Annotated in this window: 21 protein-coding genes; 3 read left to right on the top strand and 18 right to left on the bottom strand. The window is 62.4% G+C overall.

Annotation, left to right across the window (positions count from 1 at the left end):
• Positions 1–47: 47 nt before the first annotated feature.
• The 4 genes from groES to OKW40_RS19765 all read right to left on the bottom strand — a co-directional run bounded on the left by groES (position 48) and on the right by OKW40_RS19765 (position 3,606).
• A complete protein-coding gene (groES, locus tag OKW40_RS19780; RefSeq protein ID WP_008923887.1) occupies positions 48–338 on the bottom strand; it encodes a co-chaperone GroES in 291 nt (96 codons plus the stop codon).
• A 534-nt stretch (positions 339–872) separates the two neighbouring features.
• Positions 873–1,583, bottom strand: coding sequence for an FkbM family methyltransferase (locus OKW40_RS19775; protein ID WP_429491097.1), 711 nt, complete (start codon positions 1,581–1,583; stop codon positions 873–875).
• 361 nt (positions 1,584–1,944) lie between these two features.
• Positions 1,945–2,937 carry an IS5 family transposase gene (locus tag OKW40_RS19770; protein ID WP_090812378.1) on the bottom strand — a complete coding sequence of 331 codons (993 nt, stop codon included), beginning with the start codon at positions 2,935–2,937 and terminating at the stop codon, positions 1,945–1,947.
• 279 nt (positions 2,938–3,216) lie between these two features.
• The gene (locus OKW40_RS19765; RefSeq protein ID WP_090803262.1) at positions 3,217–3,606 is read right to left on the bottom strand and encodes a hypothetical protein; all 390 of its coding nucleotides are present in this window, start codon (positions 3,604–3,606) and stop codon (positions 3,217–3,219) included.
• Positions 3,607–3,956: 350 nt separating this feature from the next.
• Here OKW40_RS19765 and OKW40_RS19760 point away from each other — a divergent pair, with 350 nt between their 5' ends.
• Positions 3,957–4,580 carry a hypothetical protein gene (locus OKW40_RS19760; RefSeq protein ID WP_429472670.1) on the top strand — a complete coding sequence of 208 codons (624 nt, stop codon included), beginning with the start codon at positions 3,957–3,959 and terminating at the stop codon, positions 4,578–4,580.
• Between the two features lie 83 nt (positions 4,581–4,663).
• Positions 4,664–6,049: a hypothetical protein gene (locus OKW40_RS19755; RefSeq protein ID WP_429491095.1), complete on the top strand. Its 1,386-nt coding sequence runs from the start codon at positions 4,664–4,666 to the stop codon at positions 6,047–6,049.
• Between the two features lie 96 nt (positions 6,050–6,145).
• Here the strand turns inward: OKW40_RS19755 and OKW40_RS19750 are convergent, their stop codons facing one another.
• The 5 genes from OKW40_RS19750 to OKW40_RS19730 all read right to left on the bottom strand — a co-directional run bounded on the left by OKW40_RS19750 (position 6,146) and on the right by OKW40_RS19730 (position 13,747).
• Complete coding sequence (locus OKW40_RS19750) at positions 6,146–8,389, bottom strand: polysaccharide biosynthesis tyrosine autokinase (RefSeq protein WP_429491094.1); 2,244 nt, start codon at positions 8,387–8,389, stop codon at positions 6,146–6,148.
• Positions 8,390–8,438: 49 nt separating this feature from the next.
• Positions 8,439–9,578: a polysaccharide biosynthesis/export family protein gene (locus OKW40_RS19745; protein WP_429407277.1), complete on the bottom strand. Its 1,140-nt coding sequence runs from the start codon at positions 9,576–9,578 to the stop codon at positions 8,439–8,441.
• A 40-nt stretch (positions 9,579–9,618) separates the two neighbouring features.
• The gene (locus OKW40_RS19740; protein ID WP_184062192.1) at positions 9,619–11,004 is read right to left on the bottom strand and encodes an undecaprenyl-phosphate glucose phosphotransferase; all 1,386 of its coding nucleotides are present in this window, start codon (positions 11,002–11,004) and stop codon (positions 9,619–9,621) included.
• Between the two features lie 55 nt (positions 11,005–11,059).
• Positions 11,060–12,661 (bottom strand): sugar phosphate nucleotidyltransferase, encoded by a 1,602-nt coding sequence (locus tag OKW40_RS19735; protein WP_429491092.1) that lies wholly within the window; start codon positions 12,659–12,661, stop codon positions 11,060–11,062.
• 90 nt (positions 12,662–12,751) lie between these two features.
• Positions 12,752–13,747 (bottom strand): helix-turn-helix domain-containing protein, encoded by a 996-nt coding sequence (locus OKW40_RS19730; RefSeq protein WP_429492001.1) that lies wholly within the window; start codon positions 13,745–13,747, stop codon positions 12,752–12,754.
• A gap of 878 nt (positions 13,748–14,625) precedes the next feature.
• On the opposite strand from OKW40_RS19730, the gene OKW40_RS19725 reads away from it, so the two are divergent.
• Complete coding sequence (locus OKW40_RS19725; RefSeq protein WP_176109418.1) at positions 14,626–14,775, top strand: hypothetical protein; 150 nt, start codon at positions 14,626–14,628, stop codon at positions 14,773–14,775.
• 288 nt (positions 14,776–15,063) lie between these two features.
• Here OKW40_RS19725 and OKW40_RS19720 read toward each other — a convergent pair whose 3' ends face one another.
• From OKW40_RS19720 to OKW40_RS19680, 9 genes are all read right to left on the bottom strand, one after another.
• A complete protein-coding gene (locus OKW40_RS19720) occupies positions 15,064–16,566 on the bottom strand; it encodes an MFS transporter (RefSeq protein ID WP_184062194.1) in 1,503 nt (500 codons plus the stop codon).
• Between the two features lie 61 nt (positions 16,567–16,627).
• Entirely contained in the window at positions 16,628–17,875 is a 1,248-nt protein-coding gene (locus OKW40_RS19715) for a CaiB/BaiF CoA transferase family protein (protein WP_184038399.1), read from the bottom strand.
• On the bottom strand, positions 17,872–18,888 hold the full coding sequence (locus tag OKW40_RS19710; protein WP_184062196.1) for a hydroxymethylglutaryl-CoA lyase: 1,017 nt from the start codon (positions 18,886–18,888) through the stop codon (positions 17,872–17,874). Before OKW40_RS19710 ends, OKW40_RS19715 begins: the two co-directional genes overlap by 4 nt.
• Before the next feature lie 245 nt (positions 18,889–19,133).
• The gene (locus OKW40_RS19705) at positions 19,134–20,027 is read right to left on the bottom strand and encodes a LysR family transcriptional regulator (protein ID WP_429491090.1); all 894 of its coding nucleotides are present in this window, start codon (positions 20,025–20,027) and stop codon (positions 19,134–19,136) included.
• A gap of 194 nt (positions 20,028–20,221) precedes the next feature.
• Entirely contained in the window at positions 20,222–20,725 is a 504-nt protein-coding gene (locus OKW40_RS19700; RefSeq protein WP_429356670.1) for a lysozyme inhibitor LprI family protein, read from the bottom strand.
• Between the two features lie 73 nt (positions 20,726–20,798).
• Complete coding sequence (locus OKW40_RS19695; RefSeq protein WP_409259510.1) at positions 20,799–20,966, bottom strand: glycoside hydrolase family protein; 168 nt, start codon at positions 20,964–20,966, stop codon at positions 20,799–20,801.
• Between the two features lie 565 nt (positions 20,967–21,531).
• On the bottom strand, positions 21,532–22,461 hold the full coding sequence (locus OKW40_RS19690) for a 3D domain-containing protein (protein WP_429491088.1): 930 nt from the start codon (positions 22,459–22,461) through the stop codon (positions 21,532–21,534).
• A gap of 2 nt (positions 22,462–22,463) precedes the next feature.
• Positions 22,464–22,895 carry a hypothetical protein gene (locus tag OKW40_RS19685; RefSeq protein ID WP_429407289.1) on the bottom strand — a complete coding sequence of 144 codons (432 nt, stop codon included), beginning with the start codon at positions 22,893–22,895 and terminating at the stop codon, positions 22,464–22,466.
• Positions 22,896–23,024: 129 nt separating this feature from the next.
• The gene (locus tag OKW40_RS19680; protein WP_429491086.1) at positions 23,025–23,198 is read right to left on the bottom strand and encodes a hypothetical protein; all 174 of its coding nucleotides are present in this window, start codon (positions 23,196–23,198) and stop codon (positions 23,025–23,027) included.
• Positions 23,199–23,298: the final 100 nt, after the last annotated feature.

Here is a 23,298-nt window from a genome sequence, read left to right as displayed (position 1 = left end):
ACTCCTTGAATACTTTGGATATAACCGGTGAAGTAGCGACCTTGCGCTTACTTCTGCACCACGGCCATGATGTCTTCTTCGCGCATCACGAGCAGTTCGTTGCCGTCGACCTTGACGGTCTGGCCTGCGTACTTGCCGAACAGGACGCGGTCGCCGACCTTCACGTCGAGCGCAATGGCTGCGCCCTTGTCGTCGCGCTTGCCCGGGCCGACTGCGAGGATTTCACCTTGATCCGGCTTTTCCGCTGCGGCTTCGGGGATCACGATGCCCGACGCGGTCTTGGTTTCCTGATCCAGACGTTTGACGATCACGCGATCATGCAAAGGACGAAGGTTCATACATACTCCTCTCTGATTGAGACTGAAGAACGCTGAGAAAAACCCGGCTGGCCGAGCCAACCGGAGATGTTGTTAGCACTCTCGTGCAGCGAGTGCTAATTATATGGACGGGCAGTGACAAATTCAAGAAGCGGGGAACGCGGTCGAAGTTCACTGATCCTCAAATGTGATTCGCTCGGGCTTGAACCCCGCCCCGTGCGGAACGTCTGCCGTTCGGTATTTTCTCTAAGAAAACAATAATTTACCGACGTGTTACGTTGAGATTCGGCCCTTCGTGAAAGAAGAGGCGAGCCATGACGAGGCAGCGACTTGGGAGCGGAGCGCCCGCTCGAAACGTCAAACCCAGGGAAATCCCCCATAAGCGCGGGCCGTTACGATCGCCAGCCTTCAGGCAAGTCGAGGGGGCTCATGAATGTGCTTCGCGGCTGAGGCACCAGTCGGTCCAGGTATATCTGGACCGTTGCAGCGGCCGTTGAATAGTGGGATTGTGAAATTGATAGCAGCTGCAAGGACGATACGTGCAGAACCGCAACGCTATAACTGAGTGCGAAAGATTTGAGATCTTTCCACTCTGAAGATCAGCGACAAATATGTCCAACTGACCAGTCGGTAATTGCGCTCCTCCAGATAGCGAAATATGGCGGAATCTATTACTTCCCTTATCGAAGTCAGCGTAGACTCCACAATAATGATCTTTGGTTTATACCTGCTGATATCAATCGAGCGCAAGACTTCGTAATCGTGACCTTCCACGTCGATGGAAAGCAGATCGATTTCCTGGCCGGCGTACGGGGTGTGCTCGAGAACGTCGTTCAATGTGGTAGTTTCAACGGTCCGGACGGAGATAGGCTTCTGGACTTCGGCCGCAGCCACGATGGGATCTATGGTCGAAGTCAACCCATAATTTGAAAAATTATAGACTTCCTTGAGCTGTTTCTCGTTCGAGACGGCCGCACATACATTGACATCACCGGACCGCGCAAGAGAAAACGTTTCAATTTTCACTGAATCCATGTCTATGTTGATGCCGCGCCAACCACGCTTGTAAAGCGCATGTGTGTTCGAGAACTTGACAGGGTGGTATGCACCAACGTCGACATAAACACCCTTATTGCACCGGGGACTGATTATCTCGCGCAACACCGCGCCCTCTCCAAACTGCGAGTAGTACAAACGCGGCCCGCGTGTTATCCACGTCTTGCGGACGAGCCAAAGGAAGTGTCCGAACGTCTTCGGGTTCAACATAACCGCTCCTCACTTCGAAACGATAACGGCAAAAGGTCAAACAGCGTTTGATCTGGAAGCTTGCCGAGCAGAAGGTCGGTCCGGTCCGGCATTACGTTAGCTAATATTCACATATAGCAGGCCTCATTACCGCCGCAAATGTGCCGCAGTACGGACCAAACGATATTCGCGAATTAGTTACATGCTCGAAAGGTCGTTGAGCGTTACATCTGCAGACTACTCGACGGTTAGGGAAGCGCTGATCAATGGACCAACTGCCCAAGTTGCAGACGAGATGCCGTCGAATTTTCCGGATGACGAAGCGAATCGATGCTCAACTCGGTGAATTGGACGCGCAAACGAGGCTCCCTGCTCGCATTTTTTATACGCATGACGGATTGCTCCCATGGACCGATCGCGACAGATTTCGCGCAATCACCAGATTCGCAAGAGCGAACAGGCTGAACAGTTGCGCGGTGTTCTTGGCCAAGCCCTTGTATCGCGTCTTGCGATGGTGAAACAGGTTCTTGACGATATGGAATGGATGCTCAACCCGCGACCGGATCTGCGCCTTGGTTCGCTCGACCGCGATCACCAGGTTCTTCAGCGCCCCGTCCTGCATCGCCTTGATCTTTCCCCGCTTGGCAGCGACGTGCCACTTCACGGTCTTGCCCGCCATTTCCTCGCGCTTGTCTACGCCAATGTAGCCCGCGTCGGCGAACGCCTGCTCTTCATGTCCGTGCAGCAGGGCATGCGCTTGCGATACATCCGACACGTTGGCCGATGTGCCAACCACACTGTGGATCAGGCCCGAATCGGCATCGACGCCAATGTGGGCTTTCATTCCAAAGTGCCATTCGTTTCCCTTCTTCGTCTGATGCATTTCCGGGTCACGACTCTTCCCGGCGTTCTTGGTCGACGGCGGCGCTTCAATGATCGTTGCGTCAACCAGCGTGCCTTCCTTCATCATCAGCCCACGCTCGCACAGCGAGATGCCAATCTCGTCGAACAACTTCCGTGTCAGTTCGTGTTCGATCAGCAGGCGCCGGAATTTCAACAGCGTGGTCGCATCAGGCACGTTCTCAACTGCCAGATCGATGCCGGCGAAGGCTCGCAGCGCGATGCTGTCATACAGCGCGTCTTCCAGTCCTTCGTCCGACAGCCCGTACCACTGTTGCAGGAAGTAGATTCGCAGCATTCGCTCCAGGCCAATCGGCGGGCGGCCTCGCGTGCCCTTCGGATAGTGCGGCTCGATTGCCGACAGCAAGCGCTGCCACGGAACGACCTTCTCCATCTCGGCGAGGAAGCGTTGGCGCCTCGTCACTCGCTTCTTGCCTGCAATTTCCGCTTCGGCGAAGCCGATCTGCCTCTTCATCAGTGTGAGTCTGTTCCGTGAGTTGCCTTCTATAACGTCCTCAGCTACGCCAACGATGACCACCGAGCTGAATAAATCAGCGCTTCCTTAGCCGAACATTAAGCGAAAGTCATAATAATGTGTATTTTTGGCCGAAACCGTCGAGTATGCAAAAAGCTTCCGGTTCCAGTCGGTTCGCGTGTCGTCGACTACAGCCGCGCGAGATTCAGTCCGGCGAAGCCTTCTGCATCAGGCCACGATGCGCCAGTTTCGGTCGCCCGACAGCGCGCTCGTTTCACTTCACTTCTGCGCAGGCCGGTGCAACGCATTACCCGCCATCCACTTGAGCCGTTCGCAATTGACCTTGATGCGCGCCGCGAATTCCTTCGGATCTCGCTCGCGCAGTGCGTTCATCTGGCTATTGGTGATGTCGGCGCGGTGCCAGCCCGTGTCCCAGTGCTGATCGAAATCGGTCGCACCGGTCAGGACCTTTCGGAGCCGCTCCTTATAGGCGTCGATCCGCTCGGGCGACACGTCGCAAAACGCCCGCGCGAAGCTTGCACGCTCGCCCGCCGTCTCCGCGCTCATGTTGGCGTCGCTCGCGCCGCTCGCGAGCGGCGCGGCGAGCGACAGCACCGACAGACAGAACGCTGCGCAAAGCGGCCGATAGCGATACGATAGGTTTTTCATCTTCGACTCCTGACGATCCTTCGTGGCGACCAGGGATTGTCCCGATCTTCAACGCCGCCTCGCCGATTGTGTCCTGATTGCACTGCACGATGGCGTTTTCGCGCGCTATCCGATGCATCGCGTGGCCAAACCGCGGTGCTACGCTCGTTAAAGCGGCATTCGCGACGTGCCCGTTCCGGGGAGCCGTGGCGCCAAGCACCGCAACGCCACGGCCTATCGGCAGGCCGCGACAGAAGCACGAGCGCCAGGCATGAGAACGAGCTCGAACACGACGCGCAACGAGCACAGAACGAAAGCACGACACGAAATCAAACACAAAAAGGCGAGACATCGCTGCGGGAGTGACTGCGATGGCATTTAGAACATATACCGTACTGACGCTGTTGGTGACGAGCACTGCCGCGTTCGCGTGGCGGCCTGTCACCTATCCGATCCGAAGTCAGAGCCCTTACGAGCGCAGCATCGACAACGCGATGTGCTACGCCGAGGCGAACCGCGTGACCGGGGTCAACATGGCCCACGAGTCGCAGATTCCGCCGCGTCAGCCGCCCGCGGCCAAAGGTGCGTCGACCGGCGTACCGTCGAAGCCGCCGCTTCCGCCTAGTTCCTTCTCAGCCACGCCGCTGCCGTGGAGCGCGAGCGCGCCCGAAGCCGCGAGCGCGCCGTTGGCTGGCGCGCAAGCGCCTGGCGGCGCATCGTCGGCGAAACCGGTGGACGAAGCCGCGGCCGGCGCCAGCGCGCCAGGCGCGCCAGCCACCGCGGCGGCGAATGCACCGCCGAACGCATCGGCAGCGGCAACGGGCCCCAGTGCGACCGCGGCACCCGGCGCGTCGGATGGGGCGGCCGCTTCGCTGCAGGCCAACGCGGCGTCGAACGTAAAGCTGCCGCCGCTGCCCGCGCCCGAGCCACCGATGACCCGCTATTGGGCCGCCTACGGCGCGTGCATGCAGGCGCGCGGTTACGTCGTTCAGTAGTCCGGCCGACGCCGCTTGCGGGCGTCGTTGCATTCATTCTTTTTGATGGCGCCGCCCTTCGGCGCCAGTGGAGCGACACGGCCATGCCGCGCGACACGACCTCCGACCAGCCATTTTTCCATCACTGCGCATACTGCGGCGTGCCGCTGTCGGGCCGCTTTTCGCCGTGTCCCGCATGCCACGCACTGCCGATCGATTCGTTCGATACGGACGACAAGCCCGGCGAGCGCTCCGCGCGATCCCGGGCGCTGAGCGCATCGCGCACGCAACTCGAACCGCTGCCAGCGGCCGCGAGCTTGCCCGCGGACCGTTCGTCGCGACGCTCCGCGCAAACGAAGATGAGCCCCTACGATCTGATCGACGAAGCGACGTTCGAGCCGGGCGGGCGTCGACGGCGGCATCCGCTCGCGCTTGCCGCAGCCGCGCTCGCGACGCTCGGCGTCGTGTACGTCGGCTTCGTTCTACTCAACGACGACGATGCGAGCGTCGACACGCCGGTCACGGTCTTCGGCACGGTGCGCCCGGACAACCCTGGCCAAGCCCCTGCACAGAACGTTGCGCAGAATGCGGCGCCGTCGGTTGCCGCGGCGCCGAAGCCGGCGTCGATCGTCGCGCAACGGCCGCGTCCCGTTGTCGTCGCGCGGCAGCAACCGGCGAACGTGCACGCGGCCCCCGTCGCGCCACCGGCACCGCCCGTCGTTGCGACCGCACCGACCGTTGCGCCATCGTCACCGCCGGTCGTTGCGACCGCGCCCACCGTAGCGCGATCGTCACCGCCCATCGTGGCGACCGCACCGACCGTTGCGCCATCGTCACCGCCGGTCGTTGCGACCGCGCCTGCCGTAGCGCGATCGGCTCCACCCGTCGTGGCGACCGCGCCCGCCCCAGCGCGACCGTCAACGCCCGTCGTCACGACCACGCCGACCGCAGCGCGACCGACACCGCCCGTTGTCACGACCGCGCGCGCCGTAGCGTCAACGAAGACATCGAGCGCGGCCATCTCCGCGCCCACGCCGCGTGGCACGGCGCTCGCGTCGACCAGCACCAACACCAACACCGACACGATGGCCGCCCCGCTCACGCAAGCCGACAAACAGCGCGCCGACGCCGAGCGCAATCTGAAAGCCGCGCACGGCTATCTGCGACGAGGCAATCTGGCGGCGACCAGAGCACGCCTCGCCGCCGTAATCACCGCGCAGCCCGACAATCGCGACGCGCGCAGCATGCGCGCCCAGGTGAGCACGCTAGAGCAGCAACGCGACGCGTTGCTGAGCCTCGCGCGCGGCTGCAGCAACGTGGGACATTGGGAGTGCGCGTCGCACAACGCCAACGAAGCGTTGCGGATCGATTCGAGCAGCAAGGCCGCGCAACGGCTCGTCGCGCTCGCGTCGCACGAGTCGGCGTGGCAAACCATGCAGCCGACGGCGGAAGAGTCGCGCGCATTGCGCGATCTGCTGCGTCACCACTAAGGATTGCGAGGTATCTCGCGGGACGGCGGCACGGGCGTGCAGTCGATCACGCCCGCCCGCGCGGCGCCCCGAAAGACGCGCGCGCGGGCAGCAGTGTCAGCCGGCGATGCTGTCGTAGCCGTAATAGCCGCCCTGATACCCTGAGCCGAGAAACGCCGCTTCCTGCGGCACGTCGGTGAGCAGCACGCCGCGCAGACCGACGCCACCGTTACGCAGGCGTTTGGTGGTTTCGATGATCTCATGCAGCGGTTGACGCCCATGCCGCACGACGAGCAGCGTCGTCGCCGCGTATTTGCCGATCAGCGTCGAGTCGGTCACGGCGAGCACCGGCGGCGTGTCGATGATCACGACGTCGTATTGCGGCTTCAACGCCTCGAGCATCGCTTCGAAGCGTTTGCTCATCAGCAGCTCGGCCGGGTGCGAGGGCAGCGTGCCTTTCGCGAGCACGTCGAGGTTGGGCAGCACGTCGCGCTGGATCATCGCGTTGAGATCGCCGCCGCACAGCACGTCGGACAGTCCCGGCCGATGGCTGACGCCGAAATGCGAATGCACGTCGCCGCGTCGCATGTCGCCGTCGATGATCAGCACGCGCTTGTTCGCCGACGCGACCAGCGTCGCCAGATTCACCGACAGAAACGACTTGCCCGCATCGGGCCGCGAGCCGGTGATCATCACGACGTTGTTGGCCGCATGATCGAGCGACAGCTGCAGCGAGGTGCGCAGATTGCGCACCCCTTCCACCGCGATATCTTCGGGCGCCTGTTGCGCCAGCACATGCTGCCCGCGCTGGCGCAGCGACACCTTTTCCTGCAGGCGCAATTGCGTCTGGCTGCGCGGCACCACCGCGAATACCGGCACGCCGAGCATCCCCTCGAGTTCGTCCGGGCGCTCCACGCCGCCGCGCATCGCGCGCCGCAAGAAGACCAGCAGCAAGCCGAGCGCGAGGCCGCCGCCGAGCGAGATCAGGATCACCAGCATGCGCTTCGGCCACACCGGATCGTCGGGCGTTTCGGCGAAGTCCACCACGCGCACGCCGCTCACCTGCCCCGCCTGCGCGACCCGCAGTCGCTGCACGCTGTTGAGCAGGTTCATGTACAGATCGGTGTTCACGTGCACGTCGCGCTGCAGACGCAGCGCGGTCTGCTCGGTGTCGGGCATCGTCGAGACGCTGTGGTTCATCGTGCTCTGCGCGCCTTGCAACGCGGCGATCTGCGCATCGAGCGCGGCGACCATCGGATGATTCGGCGTAAAACGCTGCAACAGCTCCGCGCGCTGCTGCTGCAGATCGAGCAGCTTCGTCTTGTTGTCGACGATCTGCTGCAGCAGCAGCTTGCTTTCTTCACCGAGATCGACGGCGCCATGTGTATTGCGGAACTTGCCGTAGCGCTCTTCCGCGTCGTCGAGCGCCTTGCGCGCGTCGGGCAGTTGCTGTTCGAGATACGCGAGCGTGTGGTCGGATTCGGTCGAATGGCTCGCGAGATCCTGCCGCACGAACTGGCGCGCCACGTTGTTGACGATCGCCGCGGTCAGCGCCGGATCGGCGCCTTCGAGACTCACGCGGATCACGCCGGAGTCCTCCGCCGTTTCCTGCACGACCATTGTCTTCGCCAGACGCTCCACCGTGCCGAGCGTCGACGCGCGCGTCAGCTCGAAACGCGAGCCGGGCGCGCCGACCAGTGTGTCGACGTGCAGCGTGACCGGGCCGACCGCGGTATCGGTTTGCACGGTCTCGCCGACGCGCCCCGACAGGATCGCGCTGCCGTGAGGATCGCGCAGCATGAAGGTGTTGCCGGCGCCCGCGACTAGCGTGAAGGTCTCGCCATACAAGTCCTTCGACGTGTCGAAGCGCGACACGGCGATGCTCTCGTTGCCCCACGCGAACCCGCGCAGGTTGACGAACGACGGCAGCCGGAACCACCAGTGCCCGTTCACGAGTCCGGCGATCTTGCTGCCGATCACCGGCAGATAACGCGGCTTCGCCGTGATGTCGAGGTGCAGCGCGCGGACCGCCTCCTCGGTGACGAGACGCGACTTCAAAAGCTCGATCTGCGCCGCGGTCGACGGCTTCGAATCGTACGCGCCGGGAAGCGGCGCCGCCGCGTCCCGGCCGTTCGCATTGACGTTCATCGCGTTCGCCGTCCTGTCCTGGACGTGAAACAGCACGTCCGAACGATAGACCGGCGGCGTGAGGAACGCGTACGCGCAACCGAGCGCGAGCGCGATCAGCGTCACGGTGAGGATCGTGCGCCAACCGCGCACGATCGTGCGCACGTAGTCCGACAGATGCAACTGCCCCGGTTCATACACGCCGGCGTAACGGTTTTCGTAATTGATTGCCATGTTTTCACCCAACAAGGCCTGCCGGTTCAGATATCGCGTCACGCATGCGTCACTTCGACACGACGACTCCCGTCACCGCCGCGTTGATCGCGGGCAACAGCAGGTTCAACACACGGTTGAAGCGAACCAGACCGCCCTGACCGACGTACACGATGTCCTTCGGCTGTAGCTCGAACTGGTTCGCGAGCAGCATCGCCACCGGCGAGGTCGCATCGAGGTGATAGATCTGCGGCGAGTCGCTGGTCGAATTGCGGATCACGAACAGCTGCTGCCCCGAGGCCGTATTCGAGTCGAAGCTGCCGCCGTCGGAGATCGCCTGCGACAGCGTCAGCGAGCCGTTGCGCAACGGCAGCACCGTGGCCGGCTTGTTGACTTCGCCCATCACGTAGACGCCGCTGTCTTCGCGCGCGTTCACGCGCACGGTATCGCCCGGCTGCAGATAGATATCCGACGGATTGAGGCCGCGCTTGATGAGCTCGTCGATGTTCAGCCTATAGGTCTTGCCGTCGCGGATCAGATCGACCCGGCTGCGATCCGCGGTCGTGTTGAAGCCGCCGCTCAGGCCGATCGCGTTCGTCAGCGACAGCGGAATGTCGTTGATCGATTGCGTGCCCGGTGTGCGCACTTCGCCGTCGATATACACCGTCGCGTTACGGAACGACGCGACGCGCACCGTCACCTCGGGCTTCTGATAGACCTTGCTCAGCCGCGAATACAGCTCGCGCTGGATCGTCGCGACGTCCTTGCCGGCGACGTGCAGGTTGCCCGCGTACGGAAACTGGATGTCGCCGTTCTCGTCGATCAGGAAGCCCGGAATTGCATCGGAAGGGCGCGAGGTCGTCGGCGGCTGTCCCAGCGCGGCCGCGAGTTCCGGGTGATCCCACACGACGATCTGCAGCACGTCGCCGGGGCCGACCCTGTACATGGCCGGCTTGCCGAACAGACCCGTCGTCGTCGGCGGCAACACCGAGGCAGTCTGGTCGGCATTCATCTTCTTCAGCAGTTCCAGATTGATATCGGTGATCGGAATCTGCTTCTGCTGCGAGGCTTCGGTACTGAATTCGCCACCCGTGTCCTGAATCGCGGCCGGCGTGACCATCCGTTGTCCCGGTACGATCTGACATCCGGAAAGCAATGCTGCGCTTGCGAAAACCACAAGACTTCCTGTGCGAAAACCAAGTGAGCTCATGATCTTTACTCCTTCGCCCCGAGGCGTTGTTATCGACTTTCTAGTAAGCGTTTCGATGCACCAGTCCGGCGACAATCGTCGCGCCGATGATCCGCATGTCGAGTGCGAACGACCAGTGACCCAGGTAGTACAGGTCATGTTCGACGCGACGCTCCATCTTCTCGATGCGGTCGGTTTCGCCACGGAAGCCGTTGATTTGCGCCCAGCCCGTGATTCCCGGTTTGATCCGGTAGCGATTGATATAGCCCGCGACCACCTTCTGATAGAGGTCGTCGTGCTCGAGCGCATGGGGACGCGGTCCTACGACCGACATGTCGCCACGCAACACGTTGAAAAATTGCGGCAGTTCGTCGAGGCTCGTGCGGCGCAGAAACGCGCCCACTTTCGTCACGCGCGTGTCGTTGCGCGTCGCCTGGCTCAAAGTGCCCTTCGCTTCGGTATGCACGCGCATCGAGCGGAACTTGTAGATCGTAAACACACGGCCGTCCGCGCCCTTGCGCTTCTGCTTGAACAGCACCGGTCCGCGCGAGGACAGCTTGACCGCGATCGCGATGCCCAGCAGGAGCGGCGCGAGGGCAACGATCGCGGCCGCGGCGAACAGCCGGTCGAAGACTTCCTTTTTCAGCATCGCGTTGGCCGACAGCGGCGAGGCGACCAGATTGATCGCCGGCACGCCGAGCAGATCGACCACGCCACTGCCTTCGAACAGCGCATGGCTGCGCACGTCCGGCATGAAGCGGATATTCACGAGGTCGTCGCGGAACTCGTCGATCAGCGCGCAGATCAGCGGCTCCTCGGACAGCGACAGCATCAGCCATAGCTCGTGCACGTCGTTGGTGCGGATGTAGTCGGCCAGCAGATCGACGCGATCGAACACCGGCACGCACGGATTCGTCACGCCGGAGTCGTCCGGGCGCGTGTTGTAGACGGCGGTCGCGCGAAAGCCCGCGGTCGGCGCCGACTCGATGCGGCGCAGGAGCGCATCGCACTGCGAACCGCTGCCGACGATCGCCACCTGATGCAGGTTCATACCCGCGCCGCGCGCCCGCGCGAGCACCGCGTGCGCGATCACCCGATTCGCGATCAGCAGGCCACCCGTCGTCGCGGTCCAGTACGAGAACCACAGCCGCGACACGATATCGATGCGATGCAGCGAGTACATCAGCACGAGCGCGCAGGCCTGCACGATCAGCCACGCGAGCGACACCTGACCGGCGAGCCCGAGCTTCGAGCGGCCGCGCCATGATTCGTAGACGCCGAACGCGGGGAAGATCGCGAGCGCGAACGCAGCCGAAAACATCACCAGCGCCCAGTAGAAACCCGACTGGCCGAGATAATCGAAGCGGATCCGCGACGCCACGGTCGCACCCGCCAATACCAGAGCGACATCGAAAATCCGCGCGAGCAGATCCTGAAACTTGCGCATTTTACTTACCTCGTTCTGCCGTTCCTGTACGCAAAAAGGGGCGTGCATGGGCTGCCTACGGGCAGCGGCCGTAGTTGTCGTCAAACCTCACGATGTCGTCTTCGCCGAGATAGGTACCCGACTGGATTTCGATGATTTCGAGCGGCACCCTGCCGGGGTTTTCGAGCCGGTGACGCGTGCCGAGCGGAATGTAGGTCGATTCGTTTTCGCTGAGCAGGAACTGCTCTTCGCCGCGCGTGACGAGCGCGGTGCCGCGCACGACCACCCAATGCTCAGCGCGATGATGATGGAGTTGCAGCGACAGCTTTGCGCCGGGCGTCACGACGATGCGCTTGACCTGGAAGCGCTCGCCGCGATCGATCGAGTCGTAGAAGCCCCACGGGCGCCGCACCTTGCGATGCGCGTCGGCCTCCGGCGCGTGCTGCGCCTTGATGCGCGACACGAGCCCCTTGACGTCCTGCACATGCGAGCGATCCACCACGAGCACCGCGTCCGCGGTCTCGACCACGACGACGTTCGCGGTGCCGACGCACGCGACGAGCCGCCCTTCCGAATGCGCATAGCAGGACACCGCGCCTTCGAACGCCACGCGGCCGCGCCCGGCGTTGCCGTTCGGGTCCTTCTCCATCGCGGCCCATACCGCGTCCCATGAGCCGAGGTCGGACCAGCCGGCTTCGAGCGGGATCACGACGCCGGGGGGAATGACCCCGGCTCGACTTTGAGCTTGCATATCGTTCTGTGCCGCGCCTTGCGCTTCGACGTTGCTCGCGCTGTCGTCTTGCGCCGGCGCCGGTTCGGTCAAACGCTCCATCACCGCGTAGTCGATCGAATCGGCGGGCACGTCGAGGAACGCGTCGTGCGATGGCCGGAATACGTCGCCGTCCTGCTTGCCGCTCGCGAACGCGGTTGCGCACGGCGCATGCATGTCGGGCCGCAGCGCCGCGAGCGTGTCGAGCCACACGCGCGCACGCACGATGAAGATGCCGCTATTCCACCAGTAGGTGCCGGCCGCCAGGTATTGCCTCGCGATTTCCTCGGCGGGCTTCTCGACGAAACCGTCGATCGTGTGGCCGCCAGCGGCCAATGCCGCGCCGATCCGGATATAGCCGAAGCCGGTGTCGGCACGCGTCGGCGGCACACCGAGCGTCGCAATCGCGCCCTCGCTCGCGTGGTGCGCCGCGCACGCTAGCGCGCGCTGCAGGGCAGGCACGTCCGCGATCGCGTGGTCGGCCGGCATCACGATCAGGATGGCGTCGTCGCCGGCCGCGCACGCGAGCGATGCCGCGAGCGTCAGCGCGGGCGCCGTGTCGCGGCGCGCGGGCTCGACGATCAGACGCGCGTCGACGCCGTTTTCATGCAACTGTTCGGCGATCACGAAGCGATGCTCCTCGCCGCACACGACGATCGGCGAAGCGTCGACGCTCCAGCCCGCCGGGAAGCTCTCGAGCCGCCGCGCGGTCGCCTGCAGCAGCGAGTCGGAGCCGACCACGTCGATCAGCTGCTTCGGAAAGTTTTCGCGCGACACCGGCCAAAGCCGCGTGCCCGAGCCGCCCGCGAGAATGACCGGGACGATGTGCGCGCAGCGCGCGCCAGCAACCCCGGCGCTTGCGCCGTTCGGCTCGACGGATCGGGCGCTCACACCTGCCTGCGTCAACATATCGGGAATCCTTTTCGATCTGCAAGGTACGACGAACAACGGACCCGTCCCCGCCTGTCACGCGCGGTTACCGGGCTGGCTCCGTCGGTGCTACTCGCCTGCCATGCGGCGGCTTTGAATCCTGAACTCGGTCGGCGAAATCCTCATCCGCTTGCGAAACACTTTCGCTAGCCGGTCGCCGTTGCCCATCCCGGTGCGCCGGGCGATCTTGTCGACCGGCAATTCCGATTCGGTCAACAGGCTGCACGTCACCGCGAGGCGCTCGTGCAACAGGAAACTCGACGGCGTGATACCCATTTCCATCTTGAAGCGGCGCAGAAAGTTGCGCTCGCTCATCGCCGCGAACTGCGCGGCATCCGCAATCGAAATCGCCTGCTGGCAGTTTTCCTGCAGCCAGCGCGCCGCCGCGCGAACCTTGTCGCCGGGACTCATGCCGCCGTCCTCGCCGAGCAGCGGCGCGAGGTTCGTGCACGAGTCGGACAGCAGCCGCTCGGCAGCCGAGCGCGCGGTCGCGTTGCCCAGATCGCGCTTGATCATCGCGAGCGCGCTGCGCATCGATTCCAGCCGGTCGTTAAGGTCGACGACGCCCTGCTCCGCCGAGCCCGCGCCATTTCTGGCCAAGGCCGGCTGGTGCGGGTCGCTCCCGTCCTTGTCCTCGGGCAGGGCCGCCGCGTCGAGCACCGCGCGCCCTTCGGCGATCGGCCGGATCATCGAGGTGTTGCGACGCACGCGCCGCAGCCATCCAAGCAGACGCTCATCGCGCGCCGCCGACGCCGCGCCCTTGCCGCCCGCCACATAGAGCGCGTCGAAGCCGCCGTAATGGCGCGCGTCGAGTCCGTCGGTCCAGACGCGCAAACCCGACGACGAAATCACCATGCCGCCGCCGGCGGACAAGAACGATACGTCGTACAGCCACGCGCCCGAACCGGAAGTGGCGAGTTCGTTGGCAGCCTGGAACACCTCGGCGATCACGCCCGCCCCTTGCAGCGAGCAGTCGTTGAACAACAGAATCGCGACACGACGCACGCCCTTGTTCGGAGCATGCACCCAGCGCAGCATTGCAGACTCGAGACTCGCGCAGGTCATAGTCATCCTCTCGACAGAAAACGATCTACTACACCTTTTACGATCACGCACAATGCGAACTCCGCGCAGTGCATCATAGCGACGGCCTCCGGCGCTCTGCCGTCATGTCCGAAAGTGCAGACATATTGGCACTATGAATACGTGATCGGCCAGTGCAATTCGGCACAATACCGAAACGACCGTCTTTTCACTGGATTAATCGTCTAACCGCATATGGTTGAATATGCACTCGCAAATCTTAATGCAATTTAAAAAATGAATGCGTACGCCAGCGCACACTGCGCGGCTACTCGAAAAGCGGCGTGTCCCGCTTTATATACCCCCCGAGGCGGCATTTGAAAAGAGATTTTTTGCCGGAATTGGCTATCGATGAGTGAAAACCCCCGGCCCTACCAAGCGGGTCCGGCTGCGTCGACAACTTCCCCTGACGATCCGCGCAAGCGCCGCGCAACCGACCCTTCCGCCGTCCAATGCAAGCACTCAACGCGCCAGAACAGATTATTTAATCTATTTTTTATTGATGACGGGAATATTAACGTGGCGATTAACGTTTCAAACCTGAAACAACGATATCGGACGACTTTAGCGCCCCCGCAATAGATGGGCCAATGGCGGAATAAGTCGGGTGCGAGCGGGTGCATTTCCGCCAACCGATTGCGGAAATGGACTACGAGGTTTCCGCAAAGGGGCTTGGGGACAGCGAACGAAGTCCGCCATCCCCTATGCAACGACTGTGACACCCGTCGAGAACGCGCCGCGTAATGGCACGACGCGACGATAGTTCGGCGTCGCCTGACAGGTTTACGGCGGGCAAGCGCACATAAAAGTGGTTCTGAACGGGGTACGATGCCCCCGACAAACGCGCTGGACCCGCACACATGAACGGCATTTCATGGATCACGCTGATACTTGCCACGATGATCGGCGGGTTCCTGTTCGCAATGATCGGCGTGGTGCTGCTCGCGCTGCTGCTCGGCAACGTATCGGACCGGCTGTCGAGCAACGACGAGACTCGCCAAGACTCATAGGGCCTGTTCACGCTAATAACGGGCTTGCGCTGGCCGCCAGAAGGGCCGAGCGCAAGGAATGCGACGCAACGAATACTCGACGTATTCGCAAGGAGCATGACGCGGCGATCGGCCCTTCTGGCGGCCAGCCCCTTGAAGGTTTTTTTAATACAGGGGAACGTGCCTTTCCGCCCGTATTGCGGCGTCGGTCGTCGCTTGTTTGGCTCGGCCAAACGGCGCTCCTCTCTCCTTGCACTACGCGCGGAAAGGCACGTTCGCAAGCCCGTTATTAGCGTGAACAGGCCCTAGCTACTTCGAAAGATCCTCGAGCGCGACATCGCGCGTCTTCGGTCCCAGCGTACCGATCGCGACCATGACGATCGCCATTGCCCCCGAGATGAACACGAACACGCCGTTCACGCCGAAGCGACCGAGGCAGGCGGCGATCACGAACGCCGAGAACATCGCCGAAATCCGGCTCCACGAGTAAACGAAGCCGACCGCGCGCGCGCGGATGCCGGTCGGAAACAGTTCGGCCTGGTACGCGTGATAGCTGTATGAAATGATGTTGCCCGCGAGCACGAGGCACACGCCGAGACTCACGAGCAGCACCGTCTCGCGCGCCTGGCTGAACGCGAGTCCGCACACGACGTTGACCGCCGCCATGCAGACGATGACGGTCTTGCGCTCGAAGCGATCGGCGATCAGCAGCCCCAGCAACGGCCCGAGCGGCGCCGCGATCGCGATGATGCTCGCGTACATCAGACTCGTCGTCACCGTGATGCCCTGCTTCATCAGCAGCGTCGGAATCCAGTTCGCGAAGCCGTAGTAGCCCATCGTCTGGAACACGTGAAAGATGATCAGCATCAGCGTGCGCCTGCGATACGGCGGCACCAGCAGATCGCGAAACGCCGCCCGCGCGCGCACCGGTTCGGGCAGCGCCGGCTCGGGCAACGGCAGGCCGCATTGGCGCCGATACTCGCGCGCGACGCGTGCTTCGAGACGCGTCATCACCGCGTCGGCTTCGTCGAGGCGGCCTTTTTGCGCGAGCCAGCGCGGGCTCTCCGGCAAGCCGCGGCGAATCCACCACACCACGATCGCGCCAATCGCGCCGATCAGCACGACCACACGCCAGCCGTCGAGACCGAACAGGCGTTGCGGCACCAGCAGATACGACAGGAACGCGACGATCGGCACCGCGCAGAAGCCGACCGCCTGCGAGCACGCCGAAGCGCGCCCGCGAATGTGCTTCGGCACGAGTTCGGAAATATACGTGCCGATCGTGACGATCTCGACGCCGATGCCGACTCCCGCGATAAAGCGCCAGCAGTTCAATCCGAGCGCCGTGTGCTGGAACGCCATCACGACGTTGGCCGCCGTGTACCACAGCAGCGACCAGGTGAAGATCGCGCGCCGGCCGAAGCGGTCGGCGAGAAAGCCGCACGCCGCCGTGCCGATGAACAGGCCCGCGAACAGCGCGGCGATGAAACTCGCGACGCCGCTCGTGCCGAACAGGCCGCGCGTCGTGGCCGTCAGCAGGCCGCTGTGCACGAGTCCCGGCGCGATATAGCCGGAGTACATCAGGTCGTAGAGTTCGAAGAACATGCCGAAGCTCAGCAGCATCACGAGCTGCCAGATCGTGCGGGTCGCGGGTAGCCGGTCGAGCCGCGCGGAAATGCGCGCGCCGTCGAGCGCGATCGCGCCGGCGCGGTCAGAGCCTGCCGCATCCGCGCCCGCGTCCGTGGGTGAGCCGTCGAGCGCGCCGGCATCGCCGAGCGCCGTTGAGTACATCGCCTGATTCGACGATTTCATCGTCTGTCTCCAGAATTATTGGTCTATTGCCCGCTGCAGCGGGTCAAGCGCGGCACGACGCTCACGCAGCCGCGCGCGGCGCCCGCGATTGCACGCCACCGCCGAGCTCCGCGATCCGCGCGTCGTCGAACCCGAGTTCGCGCAGCACCTCGACGGTGTGCTCGCCGATCTTCGCGATCGGCCGACGCGGCCCGAGACGCGCACCGTCGAGCGAAATCGGCAGCAACGGCATCGCGGTTTCGCTGCCGTCGTCGAGCGTCAGCGGCACGAGGCCGCCGCTCGCGTTCAGGTGCGGATCGTCGAACAACTCCTCGGGCTTCGTGATCGACGCGAACGGAATGTGATTGCGCTCGAACAGCGGCACGAGTGTCGCGCCGTCGAGACGGCTCAGGCTTTCGCCGAGCGTCTGCAGCAGCCAGCCGCGCGCGAGCACGCGGTCGTTGTTGGTCGCGAGGCGCGCATCGGCGAGCAGATCGTCGCGTTCGAGAATCGCGCACAGCGCGCGCCACTGCGCGTCGCCGGTCGCGGCGATGAACATCTGCTCGCCGTGCGCGAGCGTAAACACGTCGTAGACGGCCCAGGCGCTGATGCGCTCGGGCATCGGCGCGGCGGCCACGCCGGTCGCCGCGAACTGCTGCATGTGCTGCGCCGAGAGCAGCACGCAGTTCTCGAACAGCGCGCTCTGCACCTCCTTGCCGCGGCCGCTCGCGTGCCGTTCGTGCAGCGCCGCCAGCACGCCGATCGCGCCGAACATGCCGCCCATGATGTCGTTGACCGAGCTGCCCGCGCGTAGCGGACGGCCCACCGGACCGGTCATGTACGCGAGGCCCGCCATCATCTGCACGACTTCGTCGAGCGCCAGACGATGTTCGTACGGACCATTGAGAAAGCCCTTGTGGGACACGTAAATCAGCCGCGGATTGCGCTCGCGCAGCGTCGCGTAATCGAGGCCGAGACTCGCCATGCGGCCGGGTTTGAAGTTTTCGACGAAGACGTCGGCGCTATCGACGAGTTGCTTCAGCGCGGCGAGACCGGCTTCACTGTCGAGATCGAGCGCGACGCTCTTCTTGTTGCGATTGAAGGTGCGGAAAAAGCCCGCGCCGGTGCCGAGCAGCCGGCGCGTGCTGTCGCCGCGCGGCGGCTCGACCTTGATCACTTCGGCGCCGAGGTCGCCGAGAATCATGCCGCAGGTCGGACCCATCACCATATGCGACAACTCGATCACGCGGATGCCCGCGAGCGGCAAGGTACCCGGCTGCGGCGAGGACGTCGACGACGAAGCTGAAGTAGCGGAGGAAAGCGGAGTCATTGCGGCACCTGCGGAACGGAAGAATGGAGACAATGCAAAGATTCGGCGTAGCTGGCGGAGTCGCGCGCGACCGCTTGCGCGTGCGCGAACTGTTTCGGCAATCCCGCTCGCGCGAGATAGCCGTACAGCGGCTCGCCCGGCAGCGCTTGCGCCAGCACCGCGCGCGATGCGAGTAGCCGCGCGATGTCGATACCGGTGTCGTAGCCCATGCTGTGAAGCATGAACACGAGGTCTTCGGTATTGACGTTGCCGGTTGCGCCCGGCGCATGCGGACAGCCGCCGAGACCAGCCAGCGACGCATCGAACTCGCGGATCCCGTGCTGCAGCGCGACCAGCGTGTTGGCGAGCCCGAGGCCGCGCGTGTCGTGGAAATGCAGCGAGCGCAGCCTGTCGCCCGCGACGTCGCGCACCAGCTCGATGACCTCGCCAACCTGACGCGGCGTCGCTTCGCCGGTCGTATCGCCGAGCGCGATCACGTCGGCGCCGGCCTGCACCGCGGCGCGCGCGATCGCGGCAATATCCGCGTACGGCACGGCGCCCTGCAGCGTGCAGCCGAACACCGTCGACAAACCGGCGATCAACTCGACGCGGCGCCCACCTGCCGGGGACGCGCCATCGATCAGCTCGCGCATCGCGGCGAACGCGTCGATCATCTCGGCGGGCGTCTTGCGCACGTTCGCGACGCTATGCGCGGCGCTCACCGAAATCGGCGCGACGATGCGCTCTACGCCAGCCTCGAGCGCGTGCTGCGCGCCCTTCAGGTTCGGCACGAGCGCGCTCACGCTGAGATCGTCGTAGCTACGGGCGTGGGCGACTACGTCGGCGGCGTCCGCCATTTGCGGCAGCAGCTTCGCCGGCACGAACGACGCGACTTCCATGTGGCGCACGCCGGCCGCGTAGGCGGCGTCGATCCAGCGCCGCTTGTCGTCGGTGGACATGATGCGGGCAATGCTTTGCAGACCGTCGCGCAGACCGACTTCGGTCACGACGACGCGCTCGCGGGTTTCATTCATTGGTTGGAATCCTGGTCGTGGACGCGGGCTTCAGAGGCCCGTTGGATGGAAGTGGTGCGCTGACTGGGTCACAGCGTGCCCGCGTGACGACGCGCGGCAAAGTCTGCTTTGACGAAGCACACCATCGCCGCTCGCGATGGCCGCTCAGGCCGATGGCGCGGGCTTTGGCGCTCGCCTGGGTGAAATGCTTAGGGGTTTGTCTGGGGAGGTAGCGAAGGCGCGGGTGACGAAGCGCGTCGCCCGTCTTATCTGGCGCTCAGCAGATGCTCGAGCAATCGCGCGGCCGCCAGCGTCAATGCCGCGCGATCGCGCATGCAGATCACGAAGCGCCGCGCGGCCCAAGCCTCGCGCAACGGCACGGCGACGATGCCGTACTCGTCGGCCGCATGGCGCGGCAGCGCCTCGCGCGGCAGGATCGCGACCGCGAGACCCGCCTGGATGAAGCGATAGGCGGCATCGAACGTCGATACATAGGTGCGGTAATTCAACTCGCTGCCCTTCTCCAGCGCGATGCGCTGCATCAGCGCATTGACCGACGCATTCGATGCGAGCCCCAGATGATCGAACCCGAGCGTCTGCTCGAAGCCGATCTGCGCCTCGCCCGCGAGCGGATGCGCGCGCGGCACGATCAGCGCGAGATGGTCGGCGCGATACGGCAACGTGTCGAGACTGCCGAGCGGCACCGTGTCGCGGCAGACGCCCAGATCGGCCACACCCTCTTCGAGTCCGCGCACGATGTCCGCGCTGACGCGCTCCTCGACGTCGACGCGAATCGCCGGATTCGCCTGCAGAAACGCCGACAACGCCTCGGGCAAAAACTCCACCATCGACGACACGTTGGCGAGCACGCGCACATGCCCACGCGCGCCGGCCGCATACTCGCTGAGTTCGGCCTGCAGGCGTTCGTGGCCGCGCATGATGAGCCGCGCGTGGCGCAACAGCGCTTCGCCGGCGGCGGTCGCGCGCACGCCGCGCTGGCTGCGCGACAGCAACGCGACATCGACGAGCGCTTCGAGATCGGCGAGCCGCTTGCTGACCGCCGACGGCGCGATGAACTCACGCTCGGCCGCGCGCGCGATCGTGCCTTCCTCGCACACGGCGATGAACAAGCGCAGCGTCACCTGATCGATTTGCCACATCGGCGCAGCGGATTTGTGGGTTGGGGGTGGGGGAAATTATGGTTGATCGTGGAAGGCCGTGGAGGATTTCTGTCGCTTGCGGTGCGGCTCGAACCACGGCTTGCCGTGCAAAGCAGTGCAGAAACAAGCACGTTGACGCTCGAATGGAAAGCCCGCAAAGCGGGGCGACTTGTTTGAGGCGCGGTTGCCTTCCGTTAGTCTTCCGTGCTCTTCAGATCGCTTATCCGCCCTTTCGTTATGCGCGCCATGCAATCCCAAAACGTCATATAACGCACCGACGCTTCGCCTAATGAATAGCTCTCAGCGTAACACTGGTTGTCGCGATACTCGACCCATGCCCTTTGTCCTTTCTCAAAGTAAGGCAATGCAACAGGATTGTTATCGACCTTCAAATCAACATCGCCTTTCCTCAACTCAGTTTCCAACGATTTAATCGTGGAATTCAATTCTGCGTAAATTTGTTCGAAATTCCTGTGGCTGCACGCAGCGATATCGGCGGTTGCCGCGTGCTCACCGGTCTTGCAAAGACGGTCAATTTCCTCGCGCAATTTTCCAGAAAAATAAACCGATGATGGCGCTGCTTTTTTGTAGTCGAACTGCACCGAGTAAATTGTTTTGCTCAGCGCAGTTGAATCAAGAAAATTAAACATCGAAACCATGATAAGCCGCACAGCAAGCATTCTAGTGGGACGCATCATATACACCTTCAGAGAACACTCCAGCCTCCGTTTCCCGGCGTTGACGCAAGCTCGAGGAACAGCGAAATCTTTTTTATGTAATTCGGAATATTTCGGCAGTCACCTGATTTTCGCGATGCGTCAATTCGTCCGCAGCATGGTCTGCTACAGCATTAAAAGAAACACTCACCAATGCATCGTACACGTACTGAAACAACGGTACGTGCACTTTTGCATTGATGGCGCGTTCTGTTCGCCTCAAGTCCTTTCAAAAACTCTCTGGCGTGTTGACTGATACTGCTCTGCCCAAGGTGCAGATTGTCTTCCGGCAAGACAAGATGGAAGGTCCCACAAAGCGGGCCAACGATTGCGGTCATAGGATGCGCAAGCTATTGTGTTTGGGCTGGCTCGACTTCAATAGAGTCCAGCGTTTCCGTAATCGAAGTGGTTCCGCGTAGATCGCTACCGGTTATTTGCCGACGGTGGCGATCAAAAAACTCCGTTTTAGTATCAATTACAAGAGTAACAGGAGTGTCGCCACGCGGACTATGCCAGATAGCCTGGAATCTGTATGGTCCCATTCGCGCGCCGCCCATATGGGGCATTGTCGGACTATTTATTCGGATTCCCCATCCCGTATCCGTAACCGAAAACGATTGCAGTATAAATTCCTTAAATTGGGGGCGATCCTTCAGCATCGGCACGATGTAATCGTTGAAGCTAATCGACCCGTCAGCGTAGACAGTCGGAACAAGCAACGTACAAAACAACCCGGCGCTGAGTCTATGTGCTAAGCGTTGTTTACTCATAACTCTATTCCTCGACGGTCATCCAATATACTTAACTTTGCGCTGCGTATTGTTTACCGCCCCATGCTCCCAAGCGGACTGGACAACGGCGCCCGCACCGACGAAATTGTCGATGTGATGGCCGGTAATCGCGCTGCCAGTATCATCGGCGAAGCGTCTGCCGACGATCTCTATTTCGACTTGAGCGTGCTTCGGTATGACGTTAGGATCGACCGCTATCGAACGATTCTCCGTAACCGGTCCGAATGCGCCTTGCACTGAATCCGTGTAAGAGAAGGCTACGCCATCCGGGTTGTTGAGATAGTCGCGATTGCCGTGACTATTTCTATGCCAACCTGAATTCACCTGTATTGGTCGAATATAGCGCCCGTTAGATGCTTTACCGGTTCCCTGCATGACAACGCCTCGCGCGCCATAGAGAAAATCGCGCTTGTGTTGATCGCTGGTTCCGCGAGCAATCACAACTTCACCTGTAAAATCCTGTTCGAAGCAAACGTGATACCCCGTAATAAGAAACGTGCTCTCGTACCATGCGTCCTTGAACCTCAAACGCAGCGGGACCGAGGTTATATCTTCGTCAGCTACGGTGAGTGTCAAATCCCCGGGTTCGCGCGATTCGAGAATAACCGTCGCGCAACCGTCTAAATCGGTCGGACCTGAAATCCGTATTGTGTCGCCCGGACGGCTGCTCCTGATCGATAGGGCACGCCCGAAAACCGAATCTCCTCGACGACTTTTCACTGCGGCCTGGATAGCCAGACGGTACAGAATCTTTCCGTGCATCACACGCGAGGATGAGGGAATGATAGGCAACTTGTCACCATAACTGTTGTCTGGAATATTCCACGACAACAGGTTCGCTGCAATCCGAACTTCAACGCATGAGTTCGGGTTCGTGTTTGTACACGCGGTGTCGTGAACCGTTAGCCAATCCGGACTTTCCGGCATTCCTATTTCTCCAATTGAAGTTTGAGGCTTGCCGTTCCGCGAGTAACTACGCGCACAGTGTGTCCGCTCTGGCTTGTGGTTCCCGTTATCACCCGTTTACCGTCAACGACAATTCTGTAACGCACGTTGGCGAGGGGTTGGCCATCGCTTTTTTTGAGCACGTAATACTCGTCGTGAGTGCGAATTTTCGACGTCAGCGCTGAGGCCGCCGTGCGACCGCGGCAATCGCACGCCCATGCATAACCCAGGGCGTCGGCCATTTCGTAACCGTTCGAATACGACCGAAGCCTATCCTGCGGAAACCATTCGCCAGTTTCGACGTTCATCGCCATTGCAGACGGCATTGGCGGGAAGTTTGCGTATATTGAATAGGTGACACGACAAACTTGGCACTCTTCCTCGCCCGCGGCACCTGCCTGTTTCTGTTGTCCCATTTGACCTCTTTTGATTTTCCAGAAAACACCCGGCAAATTAAGCATCTAAACGGGGGCACGGTCAATGATTTTAATTTGAGACAAAAACTTCATTGACAGATATTAACGATTGCTCTGGCCATCTCATTTTTAGGCGAATTTTCCCGATATCACGGCCAAACAAAAAAGCGGCATTGAGCCGCAATGCCGTTCAGTTAAGCAACTGAGCGGCATTTTTGTTTTTCTGACAAAAGAGCCGTTGTAAGCGAGCGCGGCGATGTCAGCTTTCATCGCCATGCTGGCCGATCCGCTGAAGCGAGTCATCGCGCGTCGAGTCTCACCCATCCCCGCCCTTGCCCGCGATTTTCGGGATGGCTATGCTGGCGGGTGCGCCGGCTGCCCGCAGGCGACCGCCCCAACCAGA

It is taken from the genome of Paraburkholderia sp. RAU6.4a, from assembly GCF_050435625.1.
Lineage (GTDB): Bacteria > Pseudomonadota > Gammaproteobacteria > Burkholderiales > Burkholderiaceae > Paraburkholderia > Paraburkholderia tuberum.
Note: the sequence above shows the minus strand (reverse complement) of the source record. Positions and strands in the feature narration are given on the sequence as shown.

Excerpts from the sequence above, each read along its gene's own strand:
- OKW40_RS19725 (WP_176109418.1), top strand. The coding sequence starts at position 14,626 with ATGAACGGCATTTCATGGATCACGCTGATACTTGCCACGATGATCGGC.
- OKW40_RS19680 (WP_429491086.1), bottom strand. The coding sequence starts at position 23,198 with ATGACTCGCTTCAGCGGATCGGCCAGCATGGCGATGAAAGCTGACATC.
- OKW40_RS19715 (WP_184038399.1), bottom strand. The coding sequence starts at position 17,875 with ATGACTCCGCTTTCCTCCGCTACTTCAGCTTCGTCGTCGACGTCCTCG.
- OKW40_RS19765 (WP_090803262.1), bottom strand. The coding sequence starts at position 3,606 with ATGAAAAACCTATCGTATCGCTATCGGCCGCTTTGCGCAGCGTTCTGT.
- OKW40_RS19755 (WP_429491095.1), top strand. The coding sequence starts at position 4,664 with ATGCCGCGCGACACGACCTCCGACCAGCCATTTTTCCATCACTGCGCA.
- OKW40_RS19705 (WP_429491090.1), bottom strand. The coding sequence starts at position 20,027 with ATGTGGCAAATCGATCAGGTGACGCTGCGCTTGTTCATCGCCGTGTGC.
- OKW40_RS19740 (WP_184062192.1), bottom strand. The coding sequence starts at position 11,004 with ATGCGCAAGTTTCAGGATCTGCTCGCGCGGATTTTCGATGTCGCTCTG.
- groES (WP_008923887.1), bottom strand. The coding sequence starts at position 338 with ATGAACCTTCGTCCTTTGCATGATCGCGTGATCGTCAAACGTCTGGAT.
- OKW40_RS19685 (WP_429407289.1), bottom strand. The coding sequence starts at position 22,895 with ATGGGACAACAGAAACAGGCAGGTGCCGCGGGCGAGGAAGAGTGCCAA.
- OKW40_RS19745 (WP_429407277.1), bottom strand. The coding sequence starts at position 9,578 with ATGAGCTCACTTGGTTTTCGCACAGGAAGTCTTGTGGTTTTCGCAAGC.
- OKW40_RS19720 (WP_184062194.1), bottom strand. The coding sequence starts at position 16,566 with ATGAAATCGTCGAATCAGGCGATGTACTCAACGGCGCTCGGCGATGCC.
- OKW40_RS19690 (WP_429491088.1), bottom strand. The coding sequence starts at position 22,461 with ATGCCGGAAAGTCCGGATTGGCTAACGGTTCACGACACCGCGTGTACA.
- OKW40_RS19770 (WP_090812378.1), bottom strand. The coding sequence starts at position 2,937 with ATGAAGAGGCAGATCGGCTTCGCCGAAGCGGAAATTGCAGGCAAGAAG.
- OKW40_RS19730 (WP_429492001.1), bottom strand. The coding sequence starts at position 13,747 with ATGACCTGCGCGAGTCTCGAGTCTGCAATGCTGCGCTGGGTGCATGCT.
- OKW40_RS19735 (WP_429491092.1), bottom strand. The coding sequence starts at position 12,661 with ATGTTGACGCAGGCAGGTGTGAGCGCCCGATCCGTCGAGCCGAACGGC.
- OKW40_RS19700 (WP_429356670.1), bottom strand. The coding sequence starts at position 20,725 with ATGATGCGTCCCACTAGAATGCTTGCTGTGCGGCTTATCATGGTTTCG.
- OKW40_RS19760 (WP_429472670.1), top strand. The coding sequence starts at position 3,957 with ATGGCATTTAGAACATATACCGTACTGACGCTGTTGGTGACGAGCACT.
- OKW40_RS19750 (WP_429491094.1), bottom strand. The coding sequence starts at position 8,389 with ATGGCAATCAATTACGAAAACCGTTACGCCGGCGTGTATGAACCGGGG.
- OKW40_RS19710 (WP_184062196.1), bottom strand. The coding sequence starts at position 18,888 with ATGAATGAAACCCGCGAGCGCGTCGTCGTGACCGAAGTCGGTCTGCGC.
- OKW40_RS19775 (WP_429491097.1), bottom strand. The coding sequence starts at position 1,583 with ATGTTGAACCCGAAGACGTTCGGACACTTCCTTTGGCTCGTCCGCAAG.